We start from the raw sequence: 20256 nt of genomic DNA, 5'->3' as shown, positions 1-20256 counted from the left end.
ACGATGCGGCCAGGACCGATTGTTCCCGCAGGCACAGCATCCGGCAGGCACAGCAACCCGCCGCCCCGGCGAGAAGGTAGTGGCACATGATCGCAGGTTTGAAGCCCATGGAGATCGTTCTGATCCTCCTTGTCATCCTGCTGCTGTTCGGCGCCAAGAAGCTGCCGGACATGGCCCGTTCGCTCGGCAAGTCGGCCCGCATCCTCAAGAGCGAAGCCAAGCAGATGAAGAAGGAAGGCTCCTCCGACAGCGACGCGGACAAGAGTGGCGACGCGAGCCAGGGGACGGCCAAGACCATCCAGGCCGCACCGGGCGACGTCACGACCTCGCGCCCCGTCTCCGAGCCGGCGGACTCCTCCAAGCAGAGCTGAGCCGGGGCGCGGAGCCGCGCGGCCGGGCCGTGCCGACCGTCTCCACCGCCCGTGGCCCGGTGCCGCCGGTCTCCCGGCGGTGGGCACAGCCGTATCCGACACTTCGAGACTGAGGACGAGGGTTGCTCAAGTCTGCCCGTAAGCAGGGTAAGCAGCAGAAGGACCCCGAGGGGCGGATGCCGCTCGCGGACCACTTGCGGGAGCTGCGCAACCGCCTCATGAAGTCGGTGCTGGCCATTCTCGTCGTCACCATCGTGGCGATGATCTACTACAAGCAGATCGCCGATTTCCTGATGGACCCGGTGCGGGAGTCGGTCGGCTGCTCGAAGGGTTTCGGCGAGGCCGCCAAGGACGGCGAGACCTGCGCCGAGATCACCATCAACGGCCTGATCGCCCCCTTCACGATCATGCTGAAGGTGGCGCTGACGGCGGGCGTGGTCATCGCCTCGCCGATCTGGCTCTACCAGCTCTGGGGCTTCCTCGCGCCCGGCCTGCACAAGCACGAGAAGCGGTACGCCCGCTCCTTCGTGGGTGCCGGCGTACCGCTGTTCCTGGCCGGTGCCTTCCTGGCGTACCTGATCCTGCCGAAGGCCGCCAAGACGCTGCTGGACTTCAGCCCCGAGGGTGCAGGCAACCTCATCCCGCTGGACGACTTCCTCGACATCGTCACCCGTCTGGTGATCGTCTTCGGGCTCGCCTTCGAACTGCCGCTGCTGCTCGTGCTGCTCAACTTCGGCGGGGTGCTGACCGCGAAGCGGCTGCTGGGCTGGTGGCGGGGGATGGTCATCGGCATCACCGTCTTCGCCGCCGTCGCCACACCGACCGGTGACCCGATGACGATGTGCGCGCTGGCGGCCCCCATCGTGGCGCTGTACTTCAGCGCCGTCGGCATCTGCTTCTTCAACGACCGCAGGCGCGGGCGGCACAACCCGTACGCCGGGCTGGACGACGACGAGGCCGCCCCGCTCGACGACGCCCCGGGCAGCGTCGGGGCCGCCGAGGCGCTGCCGGGCCCGCGCGCGGTCGCCGAGCCGGACGACGGCGAGGGCCCCGACGGCTCCGGTCCGACCAGGCGAAACGGTTACGACGACATCACCTGAGCGGTTATCGTCCGCCTGTGACCAGCGAGATCACCCTCTTCGTCAACCCGGCGGCCGGGCGGGGCCGCGGCGCCGCTGCTGCCCAGCCCGCGGCGCGTGCCCTGCGGGACGCCGGTTTCGCCGTGCGGACCCTGGTCGGCACCGACGCCGACGACGCACTCATACGTGCGCGGGAAGCCGTCCGGAGCGGCACCGGAGCGCTGACAGCCGTGGGCGGGGACGGCATGGTCTCCCTCGCGCTCCAGGCCGTGGCCGGAACGGACACCCCGCTGGGTGTGGTGGCCGTCGGCACCGGCAACGACTTCGCCCGCGCCACCCGGCTTCCCGTACGGGATCCGGCCGCCGCCGGGCGCGTGATCGCCGAGGCACTCAAGGCCGGCCACCACCGGGTGCTCGACCTGGCCCGGGTGGGGGAGCGGTGGTACGGGTCCGTCCTGGCGTCCGGCTTCGACTCGCGGGTCAGCGACCGGGGCAACAGGATGCGGTGGCCGTCCGGACGCCTCAAGTACGACCTCGCGGTGCTGGCCGAACTGGCCGCGCTGCACACGGTGCCCTACACGCTCACACTCGACGGCCAGGAGCCGGTCCGGCTGGATGCGACCCTGGTGGCTGTCGGTAACGGGCCCTCCTACGGCGGCGGGATGCGGATGTGCGCCCGCGCCGCGATGGACGACGGGCTGCTGGAGGTGACCGTGGTGGGGGAGTGCACCCGGCGGGAGCTGCTGCGGGTCTTCCCGCGCGTCTACAAGGGCACCCACCTGAGCCACCCGGCCGTCACCACCTTCCGTGCGCGGAGTGTGACGCTTGACGCGCCCGGGGTGACCGGTTATGCGGACGGCGAGCCGTTCGGGCCGCTTCCGCTGACCGCGCGGGCGGTGCCCCGCGCGGTGCGACTGCTGACCGCGGCCGGTCCCGCGCCGGGCGTCGAACCGCCGACGGACTGACCTTACGGCTCTGACCACGGGCTTTGCCCCATCAGCCGGTAAAGATCGTGAGCGCTGTCGGGGGTGGCCGGTAGGCTCGTACTCACGATGACCGAGGATCTGTCCCCTGCGGAGCGGTACGCGGCGGCGCGCAAGCGTGCCGTGGAGCAGTCCACCGCTCTCGCCCCCTTCCGTGACATGTACGACTTCGATCTGGACCCCTTCCAGATCGAGGCGTGCCAAGCCCTCGAAGCAGGAAAGGGAGTGCTGGTCGCCGCGCCGACCGGCTCAGGCAAGACCATCGTGGGCGAGTTCGCCGTCCACCTGGCCCTCACCCAGGGCCGCAAGTGCTTCTACACGACGCCCATCAAGGCGCTGTCGAACCAGAAGTACAACGACCTGGCGAAACGGTACGGTTCCGCCAAGGTCGGGCTGCTGACCGGCGACAACAGTGTCAACTCCGAGGCCCCGGTCGTCGTGATGACGACGGAGGTGCTGCGGAACATGCTGTACGCGGGCTCCAGGTCGCTGCTGGGGCTCGGCCACGTCGTCATGGACGAGGTCCACTACCTCTCCGACCGCTTCCGCGGGGCCGTGTGGGAAGAGGTGATCATCCATCTGCCCGCCTCGGTCACGCTGGTCTCCCTGTCGGCCACCGTCTCCAACGCGGAGGAGTTCGGCGACTGGCTGGACACCGTGCGCGGTGACACCCAGGTGATCGTCTCCGAGGAACGCCCGGTGCCGCTGTGGCAGCACGTGCTGGCCGGGCGCCGGATGTACGACCTGTTCGAGGAGTCGCGGGACAAGCGCGAGGTCAACCCCGACCTGGTGCGGATGGCCCGGATGGAGAACAGCAGGCTGCCCAGGGACCGGCGCCGGGGCAGGCCGCAGCGGGAGGCCGACAGGGAGCGGGAGCGCCGCCAGCGGGCCCGGATCTGGACCCCGAGCCGTCCGGAAGTGATCGACCGGCTGGACTCGGAGGGGCTGCTGCCGGCCATCACCTTCATCTTCAGCCGGGCGGGCTGCGAGGCCGCCGTCCAGCAGTGCCTGTACTCCGGGCTGCGGCTCAACGACAACGCGGCCCGGGCACGCGTGCGCGAGATCGTCGAGGAGCGCACCCGCGACATCCCCGACAAGGACCTGCACGTCCTGGGCTACTTCGAGTGGCTGGAGGGCCTGGAGCGGGGCATCGCCGCGCACCACGCGGGCATGCTGCCCACCTTCAAGGAGGTCGTCGAGGAGCTGTTCGTACGCGGGCTGGTCAAGGCGGTCTTCGCCACCGAGACGCTGGCGCTCGGCATCAACATGCCCGCCCGCTCGGTCGTGCTGGAGAAGCTGGTCAAGTGGAACGGCGAGCAGCACGCCGACATCACCCCGGGCGAGTACACCCAGTTGACCGGTCGCGCGGGGCGGCGCGGCATCGACATCGAGGGCCACGCCGTCGTGCTGTGGCAGCGCGGCATGGACCCGGGCGCGCTGGCGGGGCTGGCGGGGGCCCGTACGTATCCGCTGCGCTCCTCGTTCAAGCCGTCGTACAACATGGCGGTCAACCTCGTCTCGCAGTTCGGCCGGCACCGCTCGCGTGAGCTGCTGGAGACGTCGTTCGCGCAGTTCCAGGCGGACCGGTCCGTGGTCGGCATCTCCCGGCAGGTGCAGAAGAACGAGGAGGGACTGGCGGGCTACCGCGCCTCCATGACCTGCCACCTGGGGGACTTCGAGGAGTACGCGGGGCTGCGCCGGCAGCTCAAGGAGCGCGAGACCGAGCTGGCCAAGCAGGGCGCCAACCAGCGCCGGGCCCAGGCCGCCGCTGCCCTGGAGCGGTTGAAGCCCGGCGACGTCATCCACGTGCCCACCGGAAAGTTCGCCGGTCTCGCGCTGGTGCTCGACCCGGGCATGGGGGGCCGCGGCTCCGGTCACCGCCGTGGGTACGACGGCAGCGCCGGGCACGAGGGGCCGCGCCCGCTGGTGCTCACCGCGCAGCGCCAGGTCAAGCGGCTGGGTCCGATCGACTTCCCGGTGCCCGTCGAGCCGGTGGAGCGGATGCGCATCCCCAAGTCGTTCAACGCGCGCAGCCCCCAGTCCCGGCGGGACCTGGCGTCCGCGCTGCGTACCAAGGCGGGCCACCACGCGCCCGAGCGCCACCGCAAACAGCGCTCGGACGCGGCCGACGACCCGGAGATCATCCGGCTGCGCAAGGCCATCCGCCAGCACCCCTGCCACGGGTGCGACGAGCGTGAGGACCACGCCCGCTGGGCCGAGCGCTACCAGCGGCTCACGCGCGACACCCGCCAGCTCGAACGGCGCATCGAGGGCCGGACGAACACCATCGCCCGCACCTTCGACCGGGTCTACTCCCTGCTGTCGGAGCTCGGCTATCTCTCGGGTGACCATGTCACCGAGGACGGCCGGGTGCTGGCCCGGCTCTACGGCGAGCTGGACCTGCTGGCCTCCGAGTGCCTGCGCGAGGGCGTATGGGAGGGGCTGCCGCCCGCGGAGCTGGCGGCCTGTGTCTCCGCGCTGGTGTACGAGTCGCGCAGCGCGGACGACGCGCTGCCGCCGAAGATGCCGGGCGGCCGGACGCGGGCCGCGCTGGGCGAGATGGTCCGGATCTGGGGCCGCCTGGACGCGCTGGAGGAGGACCACCGCCTCAGCGCGGCCGAGGGCGTCGGCCAGCGCGAACCGGACCTCGGGTTCGCCTGGGCCGCCTACCGCTGGGCGGACGGCCACGGTCTGGACGAGGTGCTGCGCGAGGCCGACATGCCGGCCGGGGACTTCGTCCGCTGGTGCAAGCAGGTCATCGACGTCCTGGGGCAGTTGGCCGCCGCCGCTCCCGGCTCGGGGACGGTGGCCACGAACGCGCGGAAGGCGATCGAGGGCATGTTGCGGGGCGTGGTGGCCTACTCCAGCGTCGGCTGAGGGCCCCACCGGCGCCGCTGCGGCCTCGGTGGTGGCCGCCGGGAAGCGGGCGACCGGGTGCGCGTCGACTGCCGGGCTCGGATGCGTGCCCACCGCCGGGCACTTGGTGCGCGGCGAGCCTCGGAGGCGAGCCGGATGCCGGGCCCCGTGCGGACGGGCGGACCCGGCGGCATCGCGGTGGCTGCCCGCCACCGTCCGTCGGCCACCCGGCGGCCGACACCCCCTACGGTGCGGCGGCCGGAACCCGCATGGTGCGGGACGCGCTGTTGTGCGGGGTGCTGCCAGTGTGTCCCTGTGCGGGGTGCCGACAGTGAGCACCGACGTCCCGTTTCCGGGGCGCCGGTGCGATGAGGCCGGTATCGCGGCGGTGACGACGGACCCCCGTGGGTCTCACGCCGCTGCCGGCTGGCTCTCCTGCTCGGCCTCCACCTGGGCGTTCCACTCCCGCTTGGAGGCCTGCCAACCGTCCTCGTCGGCGCCGAGCCGCCAGTAGCCGGAGATGGAGAGCTGGTCACGCGCGACACCGCGCTCCAGGCGCAGGTGCCCGCGCAGCTCCTTCACGAAGCCGGCCTCGCCGTGCACGAAGGCCTGGACGCGTCCCGCGGGAAACTCCAGCTCCCGGACGGCCTCGACGAGACGCCGGCCCACCGGGGCGTCGCCGCGGTGCAGCCATACGATCTGCGCGCCCTGCGGCGTCGCCAGCGGCTGTTCCTCCTCCGGGCCCGCCACCTCGATGAAGGCCCGCACGGGAGCGCCCGCGGGCACCCGGGCCAGCGAGGCCGCGATGGCGGGCAGGGCGCTCTCGTCCCCGGCGAGCAGGTGCCAGTCCGCGTCGGCGCCGGGAGAGTAGGCCCCGCCGGGGCCGAGGAAGCGCAGCAGATCGCCGGGGGCGGCGCTCAGCGCCCAGGGGCCTGCCAGCCCCTCGTCCCCGTGGACGACGAAGTCGATCGTCAGCTCCCGTGCCTCCGGGTCCCAGGCGCGCACGGTGTAGGTGCGCATGGCGGGCCACTGGTCGCGTGGCAGCTCGGCGCGGATCTGCTCGATGTCGAACGGCTCGGGGTAGGCCACGCCGGGAACGGGGAAGAGCAGTTTGACGTAGTGGTCGGTGTGTTCACCGGCCGGGAAGCCCGCCAGGGTCTCGCCGCCCAGGACGACGCGCACCATGTGCGGCGTGAGCCGCTCGGTGCGGACCACGCGGGCGTGACGGAGCTGCGGCTTCTTGCGGGCCGGTCGGGCCGGGCGGTCGGGCACGGGGCCTCCCATGGATGTGGATCACCTTCTGCGTGCACCGTAACTTAGGCAAACCTAAGTTACCAGTCGGATGCGACACGGATCCGGTGTCCGGGGCGGGACCGGGTACGCGTGGGACGGCCGGCACCCGCAACGGTGCCGGCCCGGTGCGCCGTTTCAGCCCGCCAGGGCCGCGACCGCCCGCCGCAGCGAGCCGCCCAGCCCCCAGCGTTCCGACAGCTCCTCCAGCTGCGCCGCCGCACGCGGGACCCGCGGCAGCGTGAGGTCGGCATCCGGGAGCTCGATGTCCCGGGCGACCCGCACGACGGCGGGTGCGACATCCAGGTAGTCGGCGGCCTCGTGGAGCTTGGTGCGCTGGGCGGGAGTGAGCCGGGAGACGGGGTCGGCGGCGGCCGCCCGGACACCGGCCAGGTCGCCGTACTGGTCGAGGAGCTTGGCCGCAGTCTTCTCGCCGACGCCCCGCACCCCGGGCAGCCCGTCGCTGGGGTCGCCGCGCAGCACCGCCAGGTCCGCGTAGCCGTCGCCGCCCGTGACGCCGTACCTGGCACGCAGCGCCGCGCCGTCGTAGGTCTCCAGGCTGCCGACGCCCTTGACGGGGTAGAGCACGCGCACCCCGCGGGCGTCGTCGACGAGCTGGAAGAGGTCGCGGTCGCCGGTGACGATGTCGACGGGGCCGCCGGCGCGGGTGGCCAGAGTGCCGATCACGTCGTCGGCCTCGTACCCCTCGGCGCCCAGGCGGGCGATGCCGAGGGCGTCCAGCACCTGGTCGATCACGGGGACCTGGGGGCCGAGCGTGTCGGGGGTCTCTTCCTCGTCGGGGGCGCCCTCGACCGCCGTCGCGACGCGGTGTGCCTTGTAGGAGGGGATCAGCTCGACCCGCCACGGGGGCCGCCAGTCGGCGTCCATGCAGGCCACCAGCGCGTCGGGGCGGTGGTCGTGGACGAGTCGGGCGATGAAGTCGAGCAGTCCGCGCACGGCGTTGACGGGGGTGCCGTCGGGGGCGCGGACGGTCTCCGGGACGCCGAAGTAGGCACGGAAGTAGAGCGAGGCGGTGTCCAGGAGCATCAGCCGGGGGCCCTCGGGGGGCTGCTCCGCGCCGGTCCCGTTTGCGGTGTTCGCTGCGGTGATGTTCACGGGCCGATGATGCCGCACGGTACCGACAGCCCGTGTGTGGCGCGGTGGCGGCTGCCTGGGCACAAATGGAGGCGCTGCATCCGCTCTTGCTGCCGTATCTCCGCTATGAAGCACGTCACGGCCGGTTTGGAACTGGAAACTTTGAGCAGGAGCACCCTGGCAAGGCCTTCGTGTATGGTGCATCTTTCCGGTGTGCACCGTTTGGAGCGATTTACGCCCGCTCAAGCCGAGCGTGGGGGAATGCCGGTACCTGTTGTCAAGACAAGAAGGTGAATGTGTCCAGGCTGAGAGCCGAGCACCTGTACAAAGTGTTCGGGAGGAGAGCGGACCAGGCAGTAGCCCGGCTGGAAGCCGGCACGGACCGTGAGGAACTGCGTGCCCAGGGCACGACCGCGGCCGTGATCGATGCCTCCTTCGAGGTCGAAGAGGGGCAGATATTCGTGGTCATGGGCCTGTCCGGGTCCGGCAAGTCCACGCTGCTGCGGATGCTCAACGGCCTCCTCGAGCCCACCGCGGGTCGGGTCCTGTTCGACGGTGAGGACGTGACCGCGCTCCCTGCGCGCGAGCTGCGCGAGGTACGCGCCCACAAGATCAGCATGGTGTTCCAGCACTTCGCGCTCTTCCCCCACCGCAGCGTGCTGGAGAACGCCGCCTACGGCCTGGAGGTCCAGGGCGTCCCGCGCGAGGAGCGCGACAAGCGTGCCACCGAGGCGCTGGAGCTGGCCGGCCTCAAGGGCTGGGAGAACTCCTGGCCCGACGAGCTGTCCGGCGGCATGCAGCAGCGCGTGGGTCTCGCCCGCGCGCTGGCCACCGACGCCGACCTGCTCCTGATGGACGAGTCGTTCAGCGCGCTGGACCCGCTGATCCGCCGGGACATGCAGGACCAGCTCCTGGATCTTCAGAAGAAGCTGAAGAAGACCATCGTCTTCATCACCCACGACCTCAACGAGGCCATGCGCCTGGGTGACCGCATCGCCGTGATGCGCGACGGGCAGATCGTCCAGATCGGCACCGCCGAGGACATCCTGGTGCGCCCGGCCACCGACTACGTCGCCTCCTTCATCCAGGACGTCGACCGCTCGCGGGTGCTGACCGCCGGGTCGATCATGGAGGACGCCCGGACCGACGCGGCCGCCGCCGGCAGCGGGTCCGCCAAGGCGGCGACCGTCACGGCCGAGACCCCGCTCGCCGAGCTGTTCACCCCGTTCTCCACCAGCGAGGACGCGATGATCGTCACGGACGCCTCGGGCACCCCCGTGGGTGTCGTCGACCGGGAGCGGCTGCTGGCCGCGCTGGCCGAGGAGCCCCAGGTGGAAGAAGCCGTCGCCGCGCCGTCCGCCAAGGGCGACGGGGATGCGAAGGCCGGTAAGGACGCCGGGGTGAGCGCACGTGCCTGAGTTCCACCCCGGCAACTGGGTCGAGGACGCCGTTGCCTGGCTCCAGACGCACCTCGGCTGGCTCTTCGACTTCATCAACACGGTCCTGACCGGGCTCTACGACGGGATCCACGCGGTCCTGGGCGGCGGCGAGCCGCTGCTGATGGCCGGCATCTTCGCCGTCATCGCCTTCTGGCTGCGCGGGCTGGCCGCGGGGGTCATCGCCTTCGTCGGCCTGGCGTTGATCGACTCGTTCGGCCTGTGGGGCGACGCGATGGACACGCTGTCGCTCGTCCTGGCCGCCGCGGTCATCACCCTGGTGATCGCGGTGCCCTCCGGTATCTGGGCGGCGCGCAGCAACAGCGTCAGCGCCGCCGTGCGCCCGGTGCTCGACGTGATGCAGACGATGCCCGCCTTCGTCTACCTCATCCCCGGCGTGATGTTCTTCTCCGTCGGTACGACCCCGGGTCTGCTGGCGACGATCATCTTCTCGATGCCGCCCGGCGTCCGCATGACCGAACTGGGCATCCGGCAGGTCGACGGCGAGCTGGTGGAGGCCGCCGAGGCGTTCGGCACCACCCCCAAGCACACCCTCACCCGGGTGCAGTTCCCGTTGGCGCTGCCGACGATCATGGCCGGTGTCAACCAGGTCATCATGCTCGCCCTCTCCATGGTCGTCATCGCGGGTATGGCGGGCGCGCCCGGCCTCGGTGAGCGGGTCTACGCCGCGGTCACCCAGGTCCAGATCGGCCTCGGTGTCGAGTCCGGTGTGGCCGTCGTCATCCTGGCCATGTACCTGGACCGGATGACCGGCGCCCTCAACGTGCGGGTCTCGCCGCTGGGCCGCCGTGCCGCGGCCAAGGCCGCCGCCATGATGGGCCGGATGCGCTTCGCCCGGTACCGTCCGGGCACCGTCGTCGCGCTCAGCGGCGTCGTCGTCCTCGCGCTGGTCGCGGGCGGCATGAACATCGCGGGCTCCGGTTCCGACGCGGAGGCCTCCGGCGGTACGGACGTCGGCAAGGGGCAGAAGCTCAACATGGGCTACATCCCCTGGGACGAGGGCATCGCCACCTCCTACCTGTGGAAGGAGGTGCTGGAGCAGCGCGGCTACAAGCCCAACCTGAAGCAGTTGGACGCCGGCCCGCTCTACACCTCCCTCGCGCAGGGCCAGACCGACTTCCAGACGGACGCCTGGCTGCCCACCACGCACAAGCAGTACTGGGACAAGTACGGCTCCAAGATGGAGAAGCTCGGCGCCTGGTACGGCCCCACCTCGCTGGAGCTGACCGTCCCCAGCTACGTCAAGGGCGTCAAGTCCCTGGCGGATCTGAAGGGGAAGGGCAAGAAGTTCGACGGCAAGATCATCGGCATCGAGTCGAGCGCCGGCGAGATGAAGATCCTCAAGGACAAGGTCCTCAAGGACTACGGGCTGGAGGGCGAGTACAAGGTCGTCTCCTCCAGCACGTCCTCGATGCTCTCCGAGCTCAAGAGCTCCATCCGCAAGAAGGAGCCGGTCGCCGTCACCCTGTGGTCCCCGCACTGGGCCTACAACGCGTACGACCTGACCAAGCTCAAGGACCCCAAGGGCTCCTTCGGCAAGGGTGAGAAGCTCTACAACGTCGCCCGCAAGGGCTTCGCCAAGGACAACCCGACCGTGGCGAGCTGGCTGAAGAACTTCCACCTCTCGGAGAAGCAGCTCACCTCCCTGGAGGACAAGATCCAGGGCGGTGCCAAGGGCCAGGAGCAGCAGGCCGTCAAGGACTGGCTGAAGAAGAACCCCGGACTCGTCGACAAGATGGCTCCGGTGCCCGGCGGCAAGAAGAAGCAGGGCAAGGACGCGGGCAAGCCCGTGCAGATGGGCTACTTCCCCTGGGACGAGGCCATCGCCACGACGTACCTGTGGCAGAACATCCTGGAGGACCGCGGCTACAAGCCGAACGTCAAGCAGCTGGACCCGGGCCCGCTCTACACGGCCCTGGCTCAGGGGCAGATGGACTTCCAGACGGACGGCTGGCTGCCGACCACCCATGAGCAGTACTGGCGCAAGTACAAGGACCGCCTCACCGATGTCGGCGCCTGGTACGGCCCCACGTCGCTGGAGCTGTCCGTGCCCAAGTACGTCAAGGGCATCGACTCCCTGGAAGACCTCAAGGGCAAGAGCGACGAGTTCGGCGGGAAGATCACCGGTATCGAGTCGAGCGCCGGCGAGATGAAGATCCTCAAGAAGGTGCTCAAGGACTACGGCCTGGACAAGGAGTACAAGGTCGTCTCCTCCAGCACCTCCTCGATGATCTCGGAGATCGACCGTTCGGTGAAGCAGAAGAAGCCGGTCGTGGCGACCACCTGGTCCCCGCACTGGGTCTACAGCAAGTACCCGATGAAGAAGCTCAAGGACCCCAAGGGTTCCTGGGGCAAGGGCGACCGCATCCACGTCACCGGCAAGAAGGACCTCAAGAAGGAACTTCCGGAGCTGTACGGCTGGCTGAAGGACTTCAAGATGTCCGAGGACGACCTCGGCTCCCTGGAGGCCGCCATCCAGAGCGGTGGCAAGGGCAAGGAGAAGGAGTCCGCCCGCAAGTGGCTGGACAAGCACCCCGGCCTGGAGGACAAGCTGGCCCCGGTCAAGTGACCGGCGCCCGCTGCTGAGGCAACGCCTTCATCGAGCGGCCCCGCCCCCACGTGTCGTACCGCGTGGGGGCGGGGCCGCTTCGTCGCTGCGGCACGGGCGCGGTCCGTGCGGGGCGGGGATATTCGCATGACGCGCCGGGCGGCACGCCCTACCGTCGTAGACGTGAACGAACGCACCTCCCGGTGCGCAGACGACGGTTACTCCTTCGGCGGATGCAACAGGTTCGACTCCTGACACCGTCGTCGCATCCGATCTCGGGAGGCGCGCTCGGCACACCGGGGGAGCGCCCGGTGCGCAGGCGACGGTTGCTTCACTCTCCTTGAACAGGACCGCCGCCGACTCCTGTCCTCGGGCGCCTTCCCCCCTGTGCGCCGTACGCGTGCCGGATCCCGTCGGATGCCGTTCACCGGCTCACGCCGATGCGGCGCATTCGATTCGGGGGAATCATGAGCAAGTTCAACCGCCCGCCCACGCCCGCGCGCACCGCGCCGACCGTCACCCACGAGGGCGGCAGGGCGTACGTGCGGGACGCCAGGACCGAACTGGTGCTGCTGGCCGTCGTCAACATGGTCGGGGAGCACACCTTCTACGAGTCGGCCGGGGACCGCGACGACCGGTACGCCGATCTGGTGCGCACCGTCGCCGTCGAGGACGGCGCCTGGACCACCCGCTTCGTGGGCTGGCTGCGCGACGGGGCGCAGATGCGCTCCGCCTCGCTGGTCGCCGCCGCGCACGCCGTACGGGCCCGGCTGTCCGGTCGCGAGCACGGTCACAACCGCGCCATCGTCGCCGCCGCCTGCCGGCGCGCCGACGAGCCGGGCGAGTTCCTCGCCTACTGGACCGCGGCCTTCGGCCGTACCGTGCCCAAGCCCGTCAAGCGGGGTCTGGCCGACGCGGTCCGGCGGCTCTACACCGAGAAGGCGCTGCTGAAGTACGACACCGACAGCCACGCCTTCCGTTTCGGCGACGTCCTCGAACTGACCCACGCGGCGCCGGACCCCGACAAGCCGTGGCAGGGCGAGCTGTTCCGCCACGCGCTCGACCGGCGGCACGGCCGCGGCGAGCAGGTGCCCGAGGCGCTGCCGACCGTCCGGGCCCGCGCCGAGCTGACGGCCCTGCCCGCCGCCGACCGGCGGTCCGTGCTCACCCGGCCCGAGGGCTCGCAGGTCCTCGCCCGGGCCGGCATGACCTGGGAGGCGCTGGCCGGCTGGCTCCAGAGCCCGATGGACGCCGCGGCCTGGGAGGCCGTGCTGCCGTCGATGGGCCTGATGGCACAGCTGCGCAACCTGCGCAACCTCGACCGTGCGGGGGTCTCGGACGAGGCCGTCCAGCAGGTGCTCGACCGGCTCGCCGACCCCGAGCAGATCGCCCGCGCGCGGCAGTTCCCGTACCGCTTCCTGTCCGCCTACCGGGCCGCGCCGTCGCTGCGCTGGGCACACGCGCTGGAGAAGGCGCTCGCCGCCGCCACCGCCAACGTCCCCGCGCTGCCCGGCCGCACCCTGCTGCTCGTCGATGCCTCCGGCTCCATGCAGGGCGCCGTCTCGGCGCGCTCCACGGTCACGCATGCCGACATCGGCGCGCTCGTCGGAGCGACACTCGCCCGCCGCGGCGAGCAGGTGGAGATGCACGGGTTCGCCAGCGGTCACTTCCGGCACGAGCTGCCGGCCGGCGGTTCGGTGCTCCGGGCCGTGGAGGCGTTCTCCGCGCGGCTGGGAGAGGTCGGCTACGGCACCGAGACGGTGGCCGCCCTGCGCGCCACCTACGACGGGCACGACCGGGTGGTGATCGTCTCCGACATGCAGGCGTTCCGCCACCCGGGCAACGAGGCCCGCGGCGTCTCGGTCTCCGAGGCGGTGCCGGCCACCGTCCCGGTGTTCGCGGTCAACACCAGCGGCTACGCGCCCGCCGCGCTGGACACGACGCGGCGCAACCGCTTCGAGATCGGCGGCTTCTCGGACAAGCTGTTCACCATGATGGCGCTGCTGGCTCGGGGCGAGTCGGCGGTGTGGCCGTGGGAGCACGGCTGAGCGGGCGCCCGCACCGGGCGGGCGCCCGGCTCACCTGCCGTGGAAGGCCGGCAGCACCTCGTCGGCGTAGGCGCGGAAGAACTCCTCGTGCCGGGAGCCGATCTGCTGCACGTACACCTCGTCGAACCCCGCGTCGGCGTAGCGCTGCACCCGGTTCCGGTGCTGCTCCATGTCGGGCCCGCACACCATCTGCGCGGCGACGTCCTCGCGGGGCACCAGAGCCGCGGCGGCGGCGAAGTCCTTCTGCCGGGTCAGCGTGGAGGGGAGCTGACCCGGCAGCAGTTCGTTGGCCCACAGGCGGTGCGCCTGGTCGAGCCCGTCCTGAGCGCTGGGCGCCCAGCACACCTTCATGCCGCCCTGTACGGGACGCGTCCCGCCGCCCGCGGTGCGGTACCGCTCGACCAGGTCGCCGTCGGGGGAGGCCGTGCAGAACGCGTCGCCGATGCGGGCGGCGATGTCCACCGCCCTGGGCCCGAACGCGGAGACGGAGATCGGCACCGGCTGGTCGGGCACCGTGTAGAGACGGGCGTCGTCCACCCGGTAGTAGGTCCCGTGATGGGTGGTGCGCTTGCCGGTGTGCAGCCGGCGGATGATGCCGACGGCCTCCTCCAGCCGGGCCAGCCGCTCACCCGGGGGCGGCCAGTGCTGGCCGAGGATGTGCTCGTTGAGGCCCTCGCCGGAGCCGACGCCCAGGGTGAAGCGGCCCTCCAGCTGCACGGCGGCGGTCGCTGCCGCATGCGCGACGACGGCCGGGTGCATCCGGAAGGTGGGGCAGGTGACCGCCGTGCCCACCGGCAACGAGGTGGCCTCGGAGAGGGCGCCGATCACCGACCACACGAAGGGGCTGTGGCCCTGCGCGTCCATCCAGGGGTGGAAGTGGTCGGAGATCCACAGCCGCTGGAAGCCGGCCTCCTCGGCCATCCGGGCCTGGCGGACCAGCTCGCGCGGCCCGAACTCCTCGCACGCAAGAAAGTATCCGATGCTGACCATGCAGGAAGGAGTACCGTTTCCTCCCGCTGTGAAACGAATCTGCCGTTTCGTCACCTCCCTGCGCAGTGTGCCCGTGACGGCGCCACCGTAGGGTGGCCCGCATGACGTGCCGGTCCGTGGTCTCCCTCGTGCCCTCCCTCACCGAGGCGGTCGCGGCGAGCGCCCCCGAACTCCTCGTCGGCGCCACCGACTGGTGTTCCCACCCCGCGGAGCTTGCGGTCACCCGGGTGCGGGGCACCAAGAACCCGGACGTGGCGGCCGTGATCGCGCTGGCTCCCGACCTCGTGCTGGCGAACGAGGAGGAGAACCGCCCCGAGGACCTGCGGGCCCTGCGCGCGGCGGGGCTGCGGGTCATGGTGACGACGGTGCGCTCCTTGGAGGAGGGGTTCGGCGAACTCCACCGGGTGCTGACCAGCGGCTGCGGGCTGCCGCGGCCCGCCTGGCTGGACGAGGCGCGCAGTGCCTGGGCCGGGGCCCGCGCCGAGTTCGACGTACGGGCCCTCGTCCCGGTCTGGCGCCGGCCCTGGATGGTGCTGGGCCGGGACACCTTCGCGGGCGACCTGCTGGCACATTTGGGGGTGCGCAACGTCTACGCCGGGCACGCCGAGCGCTACCCGCGCATCCCCTTGGCACAGCTGGCGGCGCCCGGCCGCGCCGAGGTGGTGGTGCTGCCCGACGAGCCGTACCGGTTCACGGCCGAGGACGGCCCCGAGGCCTTCCCGGCCACGCCCGCCGCGCTGGTCGACGGCCGTCATCTGACCTGGTACGGGCCCTCGTTGGTGGAGGCCCCGCAGGTCCTCGGCGCGGCGTTGCGCACGGCACTGCGCTGACGAGCCCGCCGGTGTCACACCCGCTCGCGCCCCGCCCGGTCGTGGCCGCACCGGGAGGGCGTGGCGGGTAGCGCCCCCCGTCAGCTTCCGAGGCCGGCCCGCCGGGTCCGGGCGGCCGCCACGAGGGCCCCCATCAGCCGCAGGTCCTCGCCCGCCTCCGGGTGCCACTGGACGCCGAGCACGAAGCCGTCGGCGTCCGGTAGTTCGAGGGCTTCGACGGTGCCGTCGCCGGTGGCGAACGCGCTGGGGAGCAGCCCGGTGCCCAGCGCGTCCACCGCCTGGTGGTGGTAGGTCGGCACCGAGACGGCCGCCTCGTGCCCGAGTACCTCGGCGAGCAGCGTGCCGGGGACGGGGGCGACGTCGTGGGTCCCGAACACGCCCCGGGCCCCCCGGTGGGCGTCCGTGGTGGGCAGGTGCTGGACGAGAGTGCCGCCCAGGGCCGCGTTCAGCACCTGCATGCCCCGGCAGACGGCGAGCAGCGGTACTCCCCGCTCCAGCGCGGCGCGGGTCAGCGCGCACTCCCACGCGTCCCGTTCGGGGTAGGCCGGGCCCGTCCGCGGGTCCCTGGACGCCCGGTACACGGCCGGATCCAGGTCGGGGCCGCCGGCGGTGACGAGGCCGTCCAGGCGGCGGAGCATGTCGGCGACGGCCGCGGGGTCCTCGTCCGGCGGGAGCAGGACCGTACGGGCGCCCGCACGCTGGGCCATGCGGTGGTAGCCCGCGGGCAGCAGGGCCGTCGGCAGGTGCCAGTCGCCCCAGCGGGCCGAGGGTTCCAGATAGGTGGTGATGCCGATGAGGGGCGGTGTCACGGTTGCTCCTGCGGGGTGCGCCTGCGGTGCGTTGCGGGTGCGGCGGGGCGCCGGGTGCACCGGTGGCCGGGCCGCCCTGCCAACCTAGGAGTTGCGCAGCTCCTCCTCCGCCTTCGCCAGCGCCGCGAACTCCTCCTCCGGGGCCGCCGCGACCAGGCGGTGACGGCTGTAGAGGGCGAAGTAGGCGAGCGCCACCGCGTACACCGCCAGGGCGATCAGCGCGGCCTGTTCGTCGACGAGGAAGGTGGCGACCAGGGCGGCCAGTGCCAGGACGAAGGCGACGGACGAGGTGAGAACACCGCCCGGGGTGCGGTACGGGCGCTCCAGGTGCGGCTCGCGCCGGCGCAGCACGATGTGGGAGAGGGACATCAGGGCGTAGGAGATGGTGGCGCCGAAGACGGCGATGTTGAGCATCGTGGCGCCGTCCCCGCTGCCGGCGGCCAGCGCGAACCCCAGGGCGCCCGGCAGCAGCAGCCCGAGATGGGGCGACTTGCGGCGGTTGGTGAGGGAGAGGAACCGGGGCAGGTAACCGGCGCGGGAGAGGGCGAACAACTGGCGGGAGCCGGCGAAGATGAGGGAGAAGAACGAGGCCACCAGCCCGGCGAGTCCCGCGTAGTTGACGATGCGGGAGAGCACGGTCGCCCTTCCGTCCGGCTGCAGGGCCTCGACCAGCGGATTGCCGACGTCCTGGATGGCGGCCGAGCCGCGTGCCCCGGTGGCGGCGACGAAGGTGAACAGGGCGAGCAGCAGCAGGATGCCCATGGAGGAGGCCATCGCCTTCGGCAGTGTACGCGCAGGGTCGCGGGTCTCCTCGGCCGCCAGCGGCACGCCCTCCACGCCGAGGAAGAACCACATGCCGAACGGGAACGCCGCCCAGATCCCCAGCAGTCCGAACGGCAGCCACGAGCCGGCGCCCACGGCGTCCCGGTCGACGGGGATGTCGTTCAGCCCGCTGGTGTGGAAGTCGGTCAGGGCGCCGACGACGAAGACCAGCAGCGCGGCGACGGCGATCGCGGTGACGACGAGGGAGAAGCGCAGCGCCTCACCGACGCCCCACAGGTGGATCCCGATGAACAGGGCGAAGCAGACCAGGTAGACGGGCCAGCCGGACTCCAGCCCGAACAGGCCCAGCGAGGCGACGTAGTCGCCGATGAAGCAGACGATGGCCGCCGGGGCGAGTACGTACTCCACGAGGATGGCGGTGCCCGTCAGGAAGCCGCCCCAGGGGCCCAGGGCGCGGCGTGCGAAGCCGTAGCCGCCGCCCGCGGTGGGCAGGACGGCGGACAGTTCGGCCAGCGCGAAGACCATGCAGGTGTACATCAGGCCCATCAGGGCGGCGGCGACGGCGAGTCCGCCGAAGCCGCCCTCGGCCAGGCCCGCGTTCCACCCGGAGTAGTCGCCGGAGACCACGTAGGCGACGCCGAGTCCGGTCAGCAGCAGCGGGCCCGCGCTGCCGCGGCGCAGCGTGCGGCGTTCCAGGTAGGCGGCGTCCGGATCCGGCCGGGACGCCCCGGCGGGGTCCGCCGGGGGTCCGCCGCGCGCGGGGTCCGCCGGGGACGCAGACTGCTCGGTCATGTGCCACACTCCCGCCGTCGGCTATTGGTGTGCTGGCATACCTTTGTGGCCCGGCGTGGTCCCGCGCAACCCTTGTGCGTGAACGAGCTGTAACGGCGCGCCGCGTTCCGGGGCGTACGGGACACCTCGCGCCCCGCGCACCGGCAAAGCCCTCACGCCAGGAAGCCCCGCAGCAGCGACGCCGTCCCCGCGCAGTGCTCACGGGCGACCGCTCGCGCCCCCTCTCCGTCCCCCTCCAGCACGGCGGCCACCAGCGCGGCGTGCTGCTGCTGGGCGTGCTCCAGGTTCCGTACCAGCAGCGGGATGCGGCCCAGCAGCTCGTTGAGGGTGGCCCGTACGGCGGCGTACTGCGCGGTCAGCGAGGGGGACCCGGCCAGCTCGACCAGGGTGAGGTGGAAGAGGGTGTCGTGCCGCCGGTAGTCGCCGAGTGCCGCCTGGCGGGTGGCGTCCAGGGCCTCGCGCAGGGTGGCCGCCTGCGTGTCGGACAGCCCGCGCGTGGCACACAGTTCGGACGCGCCGGTCTCCAGCACCTCGCGGAAGAGAAGGGTGTCCGCCAGGTCGGCGTCCCGGCCCCGTACCCGTGAGGAGCCCGTGCCGCCCTCGCCGGCCGGGGGCCGGGGCAGGACGAAGGTGCCGCCGTACCGTCCGCGCCTGCTGGCCACCACGCCCTGCTCGGCCAGCACCCTGAGCACCTCGCGGAGCGTGACGCGGCTGATGCCCAGCCGTTCGGCCAACTCCCGCTCGGCGGGCAGCCGGTCCCCCTCCGCGACCAGGCCGAGCCGCACGATCTGGAGTATCTGCTCCAGTGCCTCCTCGAACCCGTTGCCCGCGCGTACCGTGCGCAGCACTGTGGCCAGCCTGTCGTCCCGCGGTGTGGAAGGCATGGAACCCTCTTCCGTTTCAATGGTTTCCGTGACTACCTTATGGCGTCCGCGGATCCGACAGGAGGCCCCTCGTGGCAGACCGCACACCACCCCTGGCCCTCGACGCGTTGCGTCAACACGTCGAGCGGGGCGAGATCGACACCGTCGTCCTGGCCTTCACCGACATGCAGGGCCGCCTGACGGGGAAGCGGTTCGCCGCCCCCTACTTCCTGGAGCACGTCCTGGACGGCGGCAGCGAGGGCTGCAACTACCTGCTCGCCGTCGACGTCGACCTCAACACCGTCGACGGCTACGCCATGGCCTCCTGGGAGCGCGGCTACGGCGACTTCGCCATGCACGGTGACACCGCCACCCTGCGGCGCATCCCCTGGAACCCCGGCACCGCACTGCTGACCGCCGACCTGGCCTGGCTCGACGGCACGCCCGTGGCCGCCTCGCCCCGGCAGATCCTCCAGCGCCAGCTCGACCGCCTCGCCGAGCGCGGCTGGTCCGCGTACGCGGGCACCGAGCTGGAGTTCATGGTCTTCAACGACACCTACGAGCAGGCCTGGGACGGCGCCTACCGCGGGCTGACCCCCGCCAACCAGTACAACGTCGACTACTCCGTCCTCGGCACCGGACGGGTGGAGCCCCTGCTGCGGCGGATACGGAACGAGATGGCCCAGGCCGGGATGGTCGTCGAGTCGGCCAAGGGCGAGTGCAACCTGGGGCAGCACGAGATCGCCTTCCGCTACGCCGACGCGCTCACCACCTGCGACCAGCACGTCGTCTACAAGACCGGCGCCAAGGAGATCGCCGCCCAGGAGGGCCGCGCCCTCACCTTCATGGCCAAGTACGACGAACGCGAGGGCAACTCCTGCCACATCCATCTCTCGCTGCGCGACGAGAACGGTGGTGCCGTCCTCGCCGACGAGCAGGGCGCCCACGGGATGTCCCGCCTCATGCGGCACTTCCTGGCCGGACAGCTGGCCGCGCTGCGCGAGTTCACCCTGCTGTACGCGCCGAACATCAACTCCTACAAGCGGTTCCAGCCCGGGTCCTTCGCGCCGACCGCCGTCGCCTGGGGGCCCGACAACCGCACCTGCGCCCTCCGCGTCGTCGGCCACGGCAGCGGTCACCGGCTGGAGAACCGCGTCCCCGGCGGCGACGTCAACCCCTACCTGGCCGTCGCCGGGATGATCGCCGCCGGACTGCACGGCATCGACAACGCGCTGGAACTGCCCGACGCCTGCACCGGCAACGCCTACACCCAGAATGTCGCGCACGTGCCCGCCACCCTGCGCGAGGCCGCCGAGCTGTGGCAGGACAGCAGCCTGGCCCGGGAGGCCTTCGGCGCCGACGTCGTGGACCACTACCTGAACATGGCCCGCGTCGAGCAGCGGGCCTTCGACACGGCCGTGACGGACTGGGAGCGCTACCGCTCCTTCGAACGCATGTGAGG

15 protein-coding genes are annotated in these 20256 nt (G+C 71.7%); 9 read left to right on the top strand and 6 right to left on the bottom strand.

The genetic code is table 11. The features are described 5' to 3' along the window. Window positions 1–86 precede the first annotated feature (86 nt). The 4 genes from tatA to H297_RS0111710 all read left to right on the top strand — a co-directional run bounded on the left by tatA (window position 87) and on the right by H297_RS0111710 (window position 5310). Window positions 87–371 (top strand): Sec-independent protein translocase subunit TatA, encoded by a 285-nt coding sequence (gene tatA, locus H297_RS0111725; protein WP_027737202.1) that lies wholly within the window; start codon window positions 87–89, stop codon window positions 369–371. A gap of 122 nt (window positions 372–493) precedes the next feature. Beyond that, the gene (gene tatC, locus H297_RS0111720; RefSeq protein ID WP_027737201.1) at window positions 494–1471 is read left to right on the top strand and encodes a twin-arginine translocase subunit TatC; all 978 of its coding nucleotides are present in this window, start codon (window positions 494–496) and stop codon (window positions 1469–1471) included. Between the two features lie 17 nt (window positions 1472–1488). Then, window positions 1489–2415 (top strand): diacylglycerol kinase, encoded by a 927-nt coding sequence (locus H297_RS0111715; protein ID WP_027737200.1) that lies wholly within the window; start codon window positions 1489–1491, stop codon window positions 2413–2415. Between the two features lie 87 nt (window positions 2416–2502). Continuing rightward, window positions 2503–5310: a DEAD/DEAH box helicase gene (locus H297_RS0111710; protein ID WP_027737199.1), complete on the top strand. Its 2808-nt coding sequence runs from the start codon at window positions 2503–2505 to the stop codon at window positions 5308–5310. Window positions 5311–5700: 390 nt separating this feature from the next. Here H297_RS0111710 and H297_RS0111705 read toward each other — a convergent pair whose 3' ends face one another. Both H297_RS0111705 and H297_RS0111700 read right to left on the bottom strand, forming a co-directional pair. Next, a complete protein-coding gene (locus H297_RS0111705) occupies window positions 5701–6573 on the bottom strand; it encodes a siderophore-interacting protein (RefSeq protein ID WP_037793759.1) in 873 nt (290 codons plus the stop codon). A gap of 144 nt (window positions 6574–6717) precedes the next feature. Continuing rightward, the gene (locus H297_RS0111700) at window positions 6718–7626 is read right to left on the bottom strand and encodes a 5'-3' exonuclease (RefSeq protein ID WP_027737197.1); all 909 of its coding nucleotides are present in this window, start codon (window positions 7624–7626) and stop codon (window positions 6718–6720) included. A 344-nt stretch (window positions 7627–7970) separates the two neighbouring features. Between H297_RS0111700 and H297_RS0111695 the strand changes: the two genes are divergently transcribed. The 3 genes from H297_RS0111695 (at window position 7971) to H297_RS0111685 (ending at window position 13727) form a co-directional block, all read left to right on the top strand. Beyond that, a complete protein-coding gene (locus H297_RS0111695; protein ID WP_051351755.1) occupies window positions 7971–9092 on the top strand; it encodes a glycine betaine/L-proline ABC transporter ATP-binding protein in 1122 nt (373 codons plus the stop codon). Next, entirely contained in the window at window positions 9085–11700 is a 2616-nt protein-coding gene (locus tag H297_RS0111690; protein ID WP_027737195.1) for an ABC transporter permease/substrate binding protein, read from the top strand. Before H297_RS0111695 ends, H297_RS0111690 begins: the two co-directional genes overlap by 8 nt. A gap of 446 nt (window positions 11701–12146) precedes the next feature. Continuing rightward, a complete protein-coding gene (locus H297_RS0111685; protein WP_027737194.1) occupies window positions 12147–13727 on the top strand; it encodes a TROVE domain-containing protein in 1581 nt (526 codons plus the stop codon). A gap of 30 nt (window positions 13728–13757) precedes the next feature. Here H297_RS0111685 and H297_RS0111680 read toward each other — a convergent pair whose 3' ends face one another. Beyond that, entirely contained in the window at window positions 13758–14717 is a 960-nt protein-coding gene (locus H297_RS0111680; RefSeq protein WP_027737193.1) for a TIGR03557 family F420-dependent LLM class oxidoreductase, read from the bottom strand. Between the two features lie 101 nt (window positions 14718–14818). Here H297_RS0111680 and H297_RS0111675 point away from each other — a divergent pair, with 101 nt between their 5' ends. Further along, window positions 14819–15547: a helical backbone metal receptor gene (locus H297_RS0111675; RefSeq protein ID WP_027737192.1), complete on the top strand. Its 729-nt coding sequence runs from the start codon at window positions 14819–14821 to the stop codon at window positions 15545–15547. 80 nt (window positions 15548–15627) lie between these two features. Here H297_RS0111675 and H297_RS0111670 read toward each other — a convergent pair whose 3' ends face one another. The 3 genes from H297_RS0111670 to H297_RS0111660 all read right to left on the bottom strand — a co-directional run bounded on the left by H297_RS0111670 (window position 15628) and on the right by H297_RS0111660 (window position 18815). Beyond that, window positions 15628–16356, bottom strand: coding sequence for a gamma-glutamyl-gamma-aminobutyrate hydrolase family protein (locus H297_RS0111670; RefSeq protein ID WP_027737191.1), 729 nt, complete (start codon window positions 16354–16356; stop codon window positions 15628–15630). An 84-nt stretch (window positions 16357–16440) separates the two neighbouring features. Continuing rightward, window positions 16441–17931, bottom strand: coding sequence for an ethanolamine permease (eat, locus tag H297_RS0111665; protein WP_027737190.1), 1491 nt, complete (start codon window positions 17929–17931; stop codon window positions 16441–16443). Window positions 17932–18083: 152 nt separating this feature from the next. Then, window positions 18084–18815 (bottom strand): FCD domain-containing protein, encoded by a 732-nt coding sequence (locus tag H297_RS0111660; RefSeq protein ID WP_027737189.1) that lies wholly within the window; start codon window positions 18813–18815, stop codon window positions 18084–18086. A 71-nt stretch (window positions 18816–18886) separates the two neighbouring features. Between H297_RS0111660 and H297_RS0111655 the strand changes: the two genes are divergently transcribed. Then, window positions 18887–20254, top strand: coding sequence for a glutamine synthetase family protein (locus H297_RS0111655; RefSeq protein WP_027737188.1), 1368 nt, complete (start codon window positions 18887–18889; stop codon window positions 20252–20254). Window positions 20255–20256 lie beyond the last annotated feature (2 nt).

It is taken from the genome of Streptomyces sp. CNT360, assembly GCF_000424785.1.
Note: the sequence above shows the minus strand (reverse complement) of the source record. Positions and strands in the feature narration are given on the sequence as shown.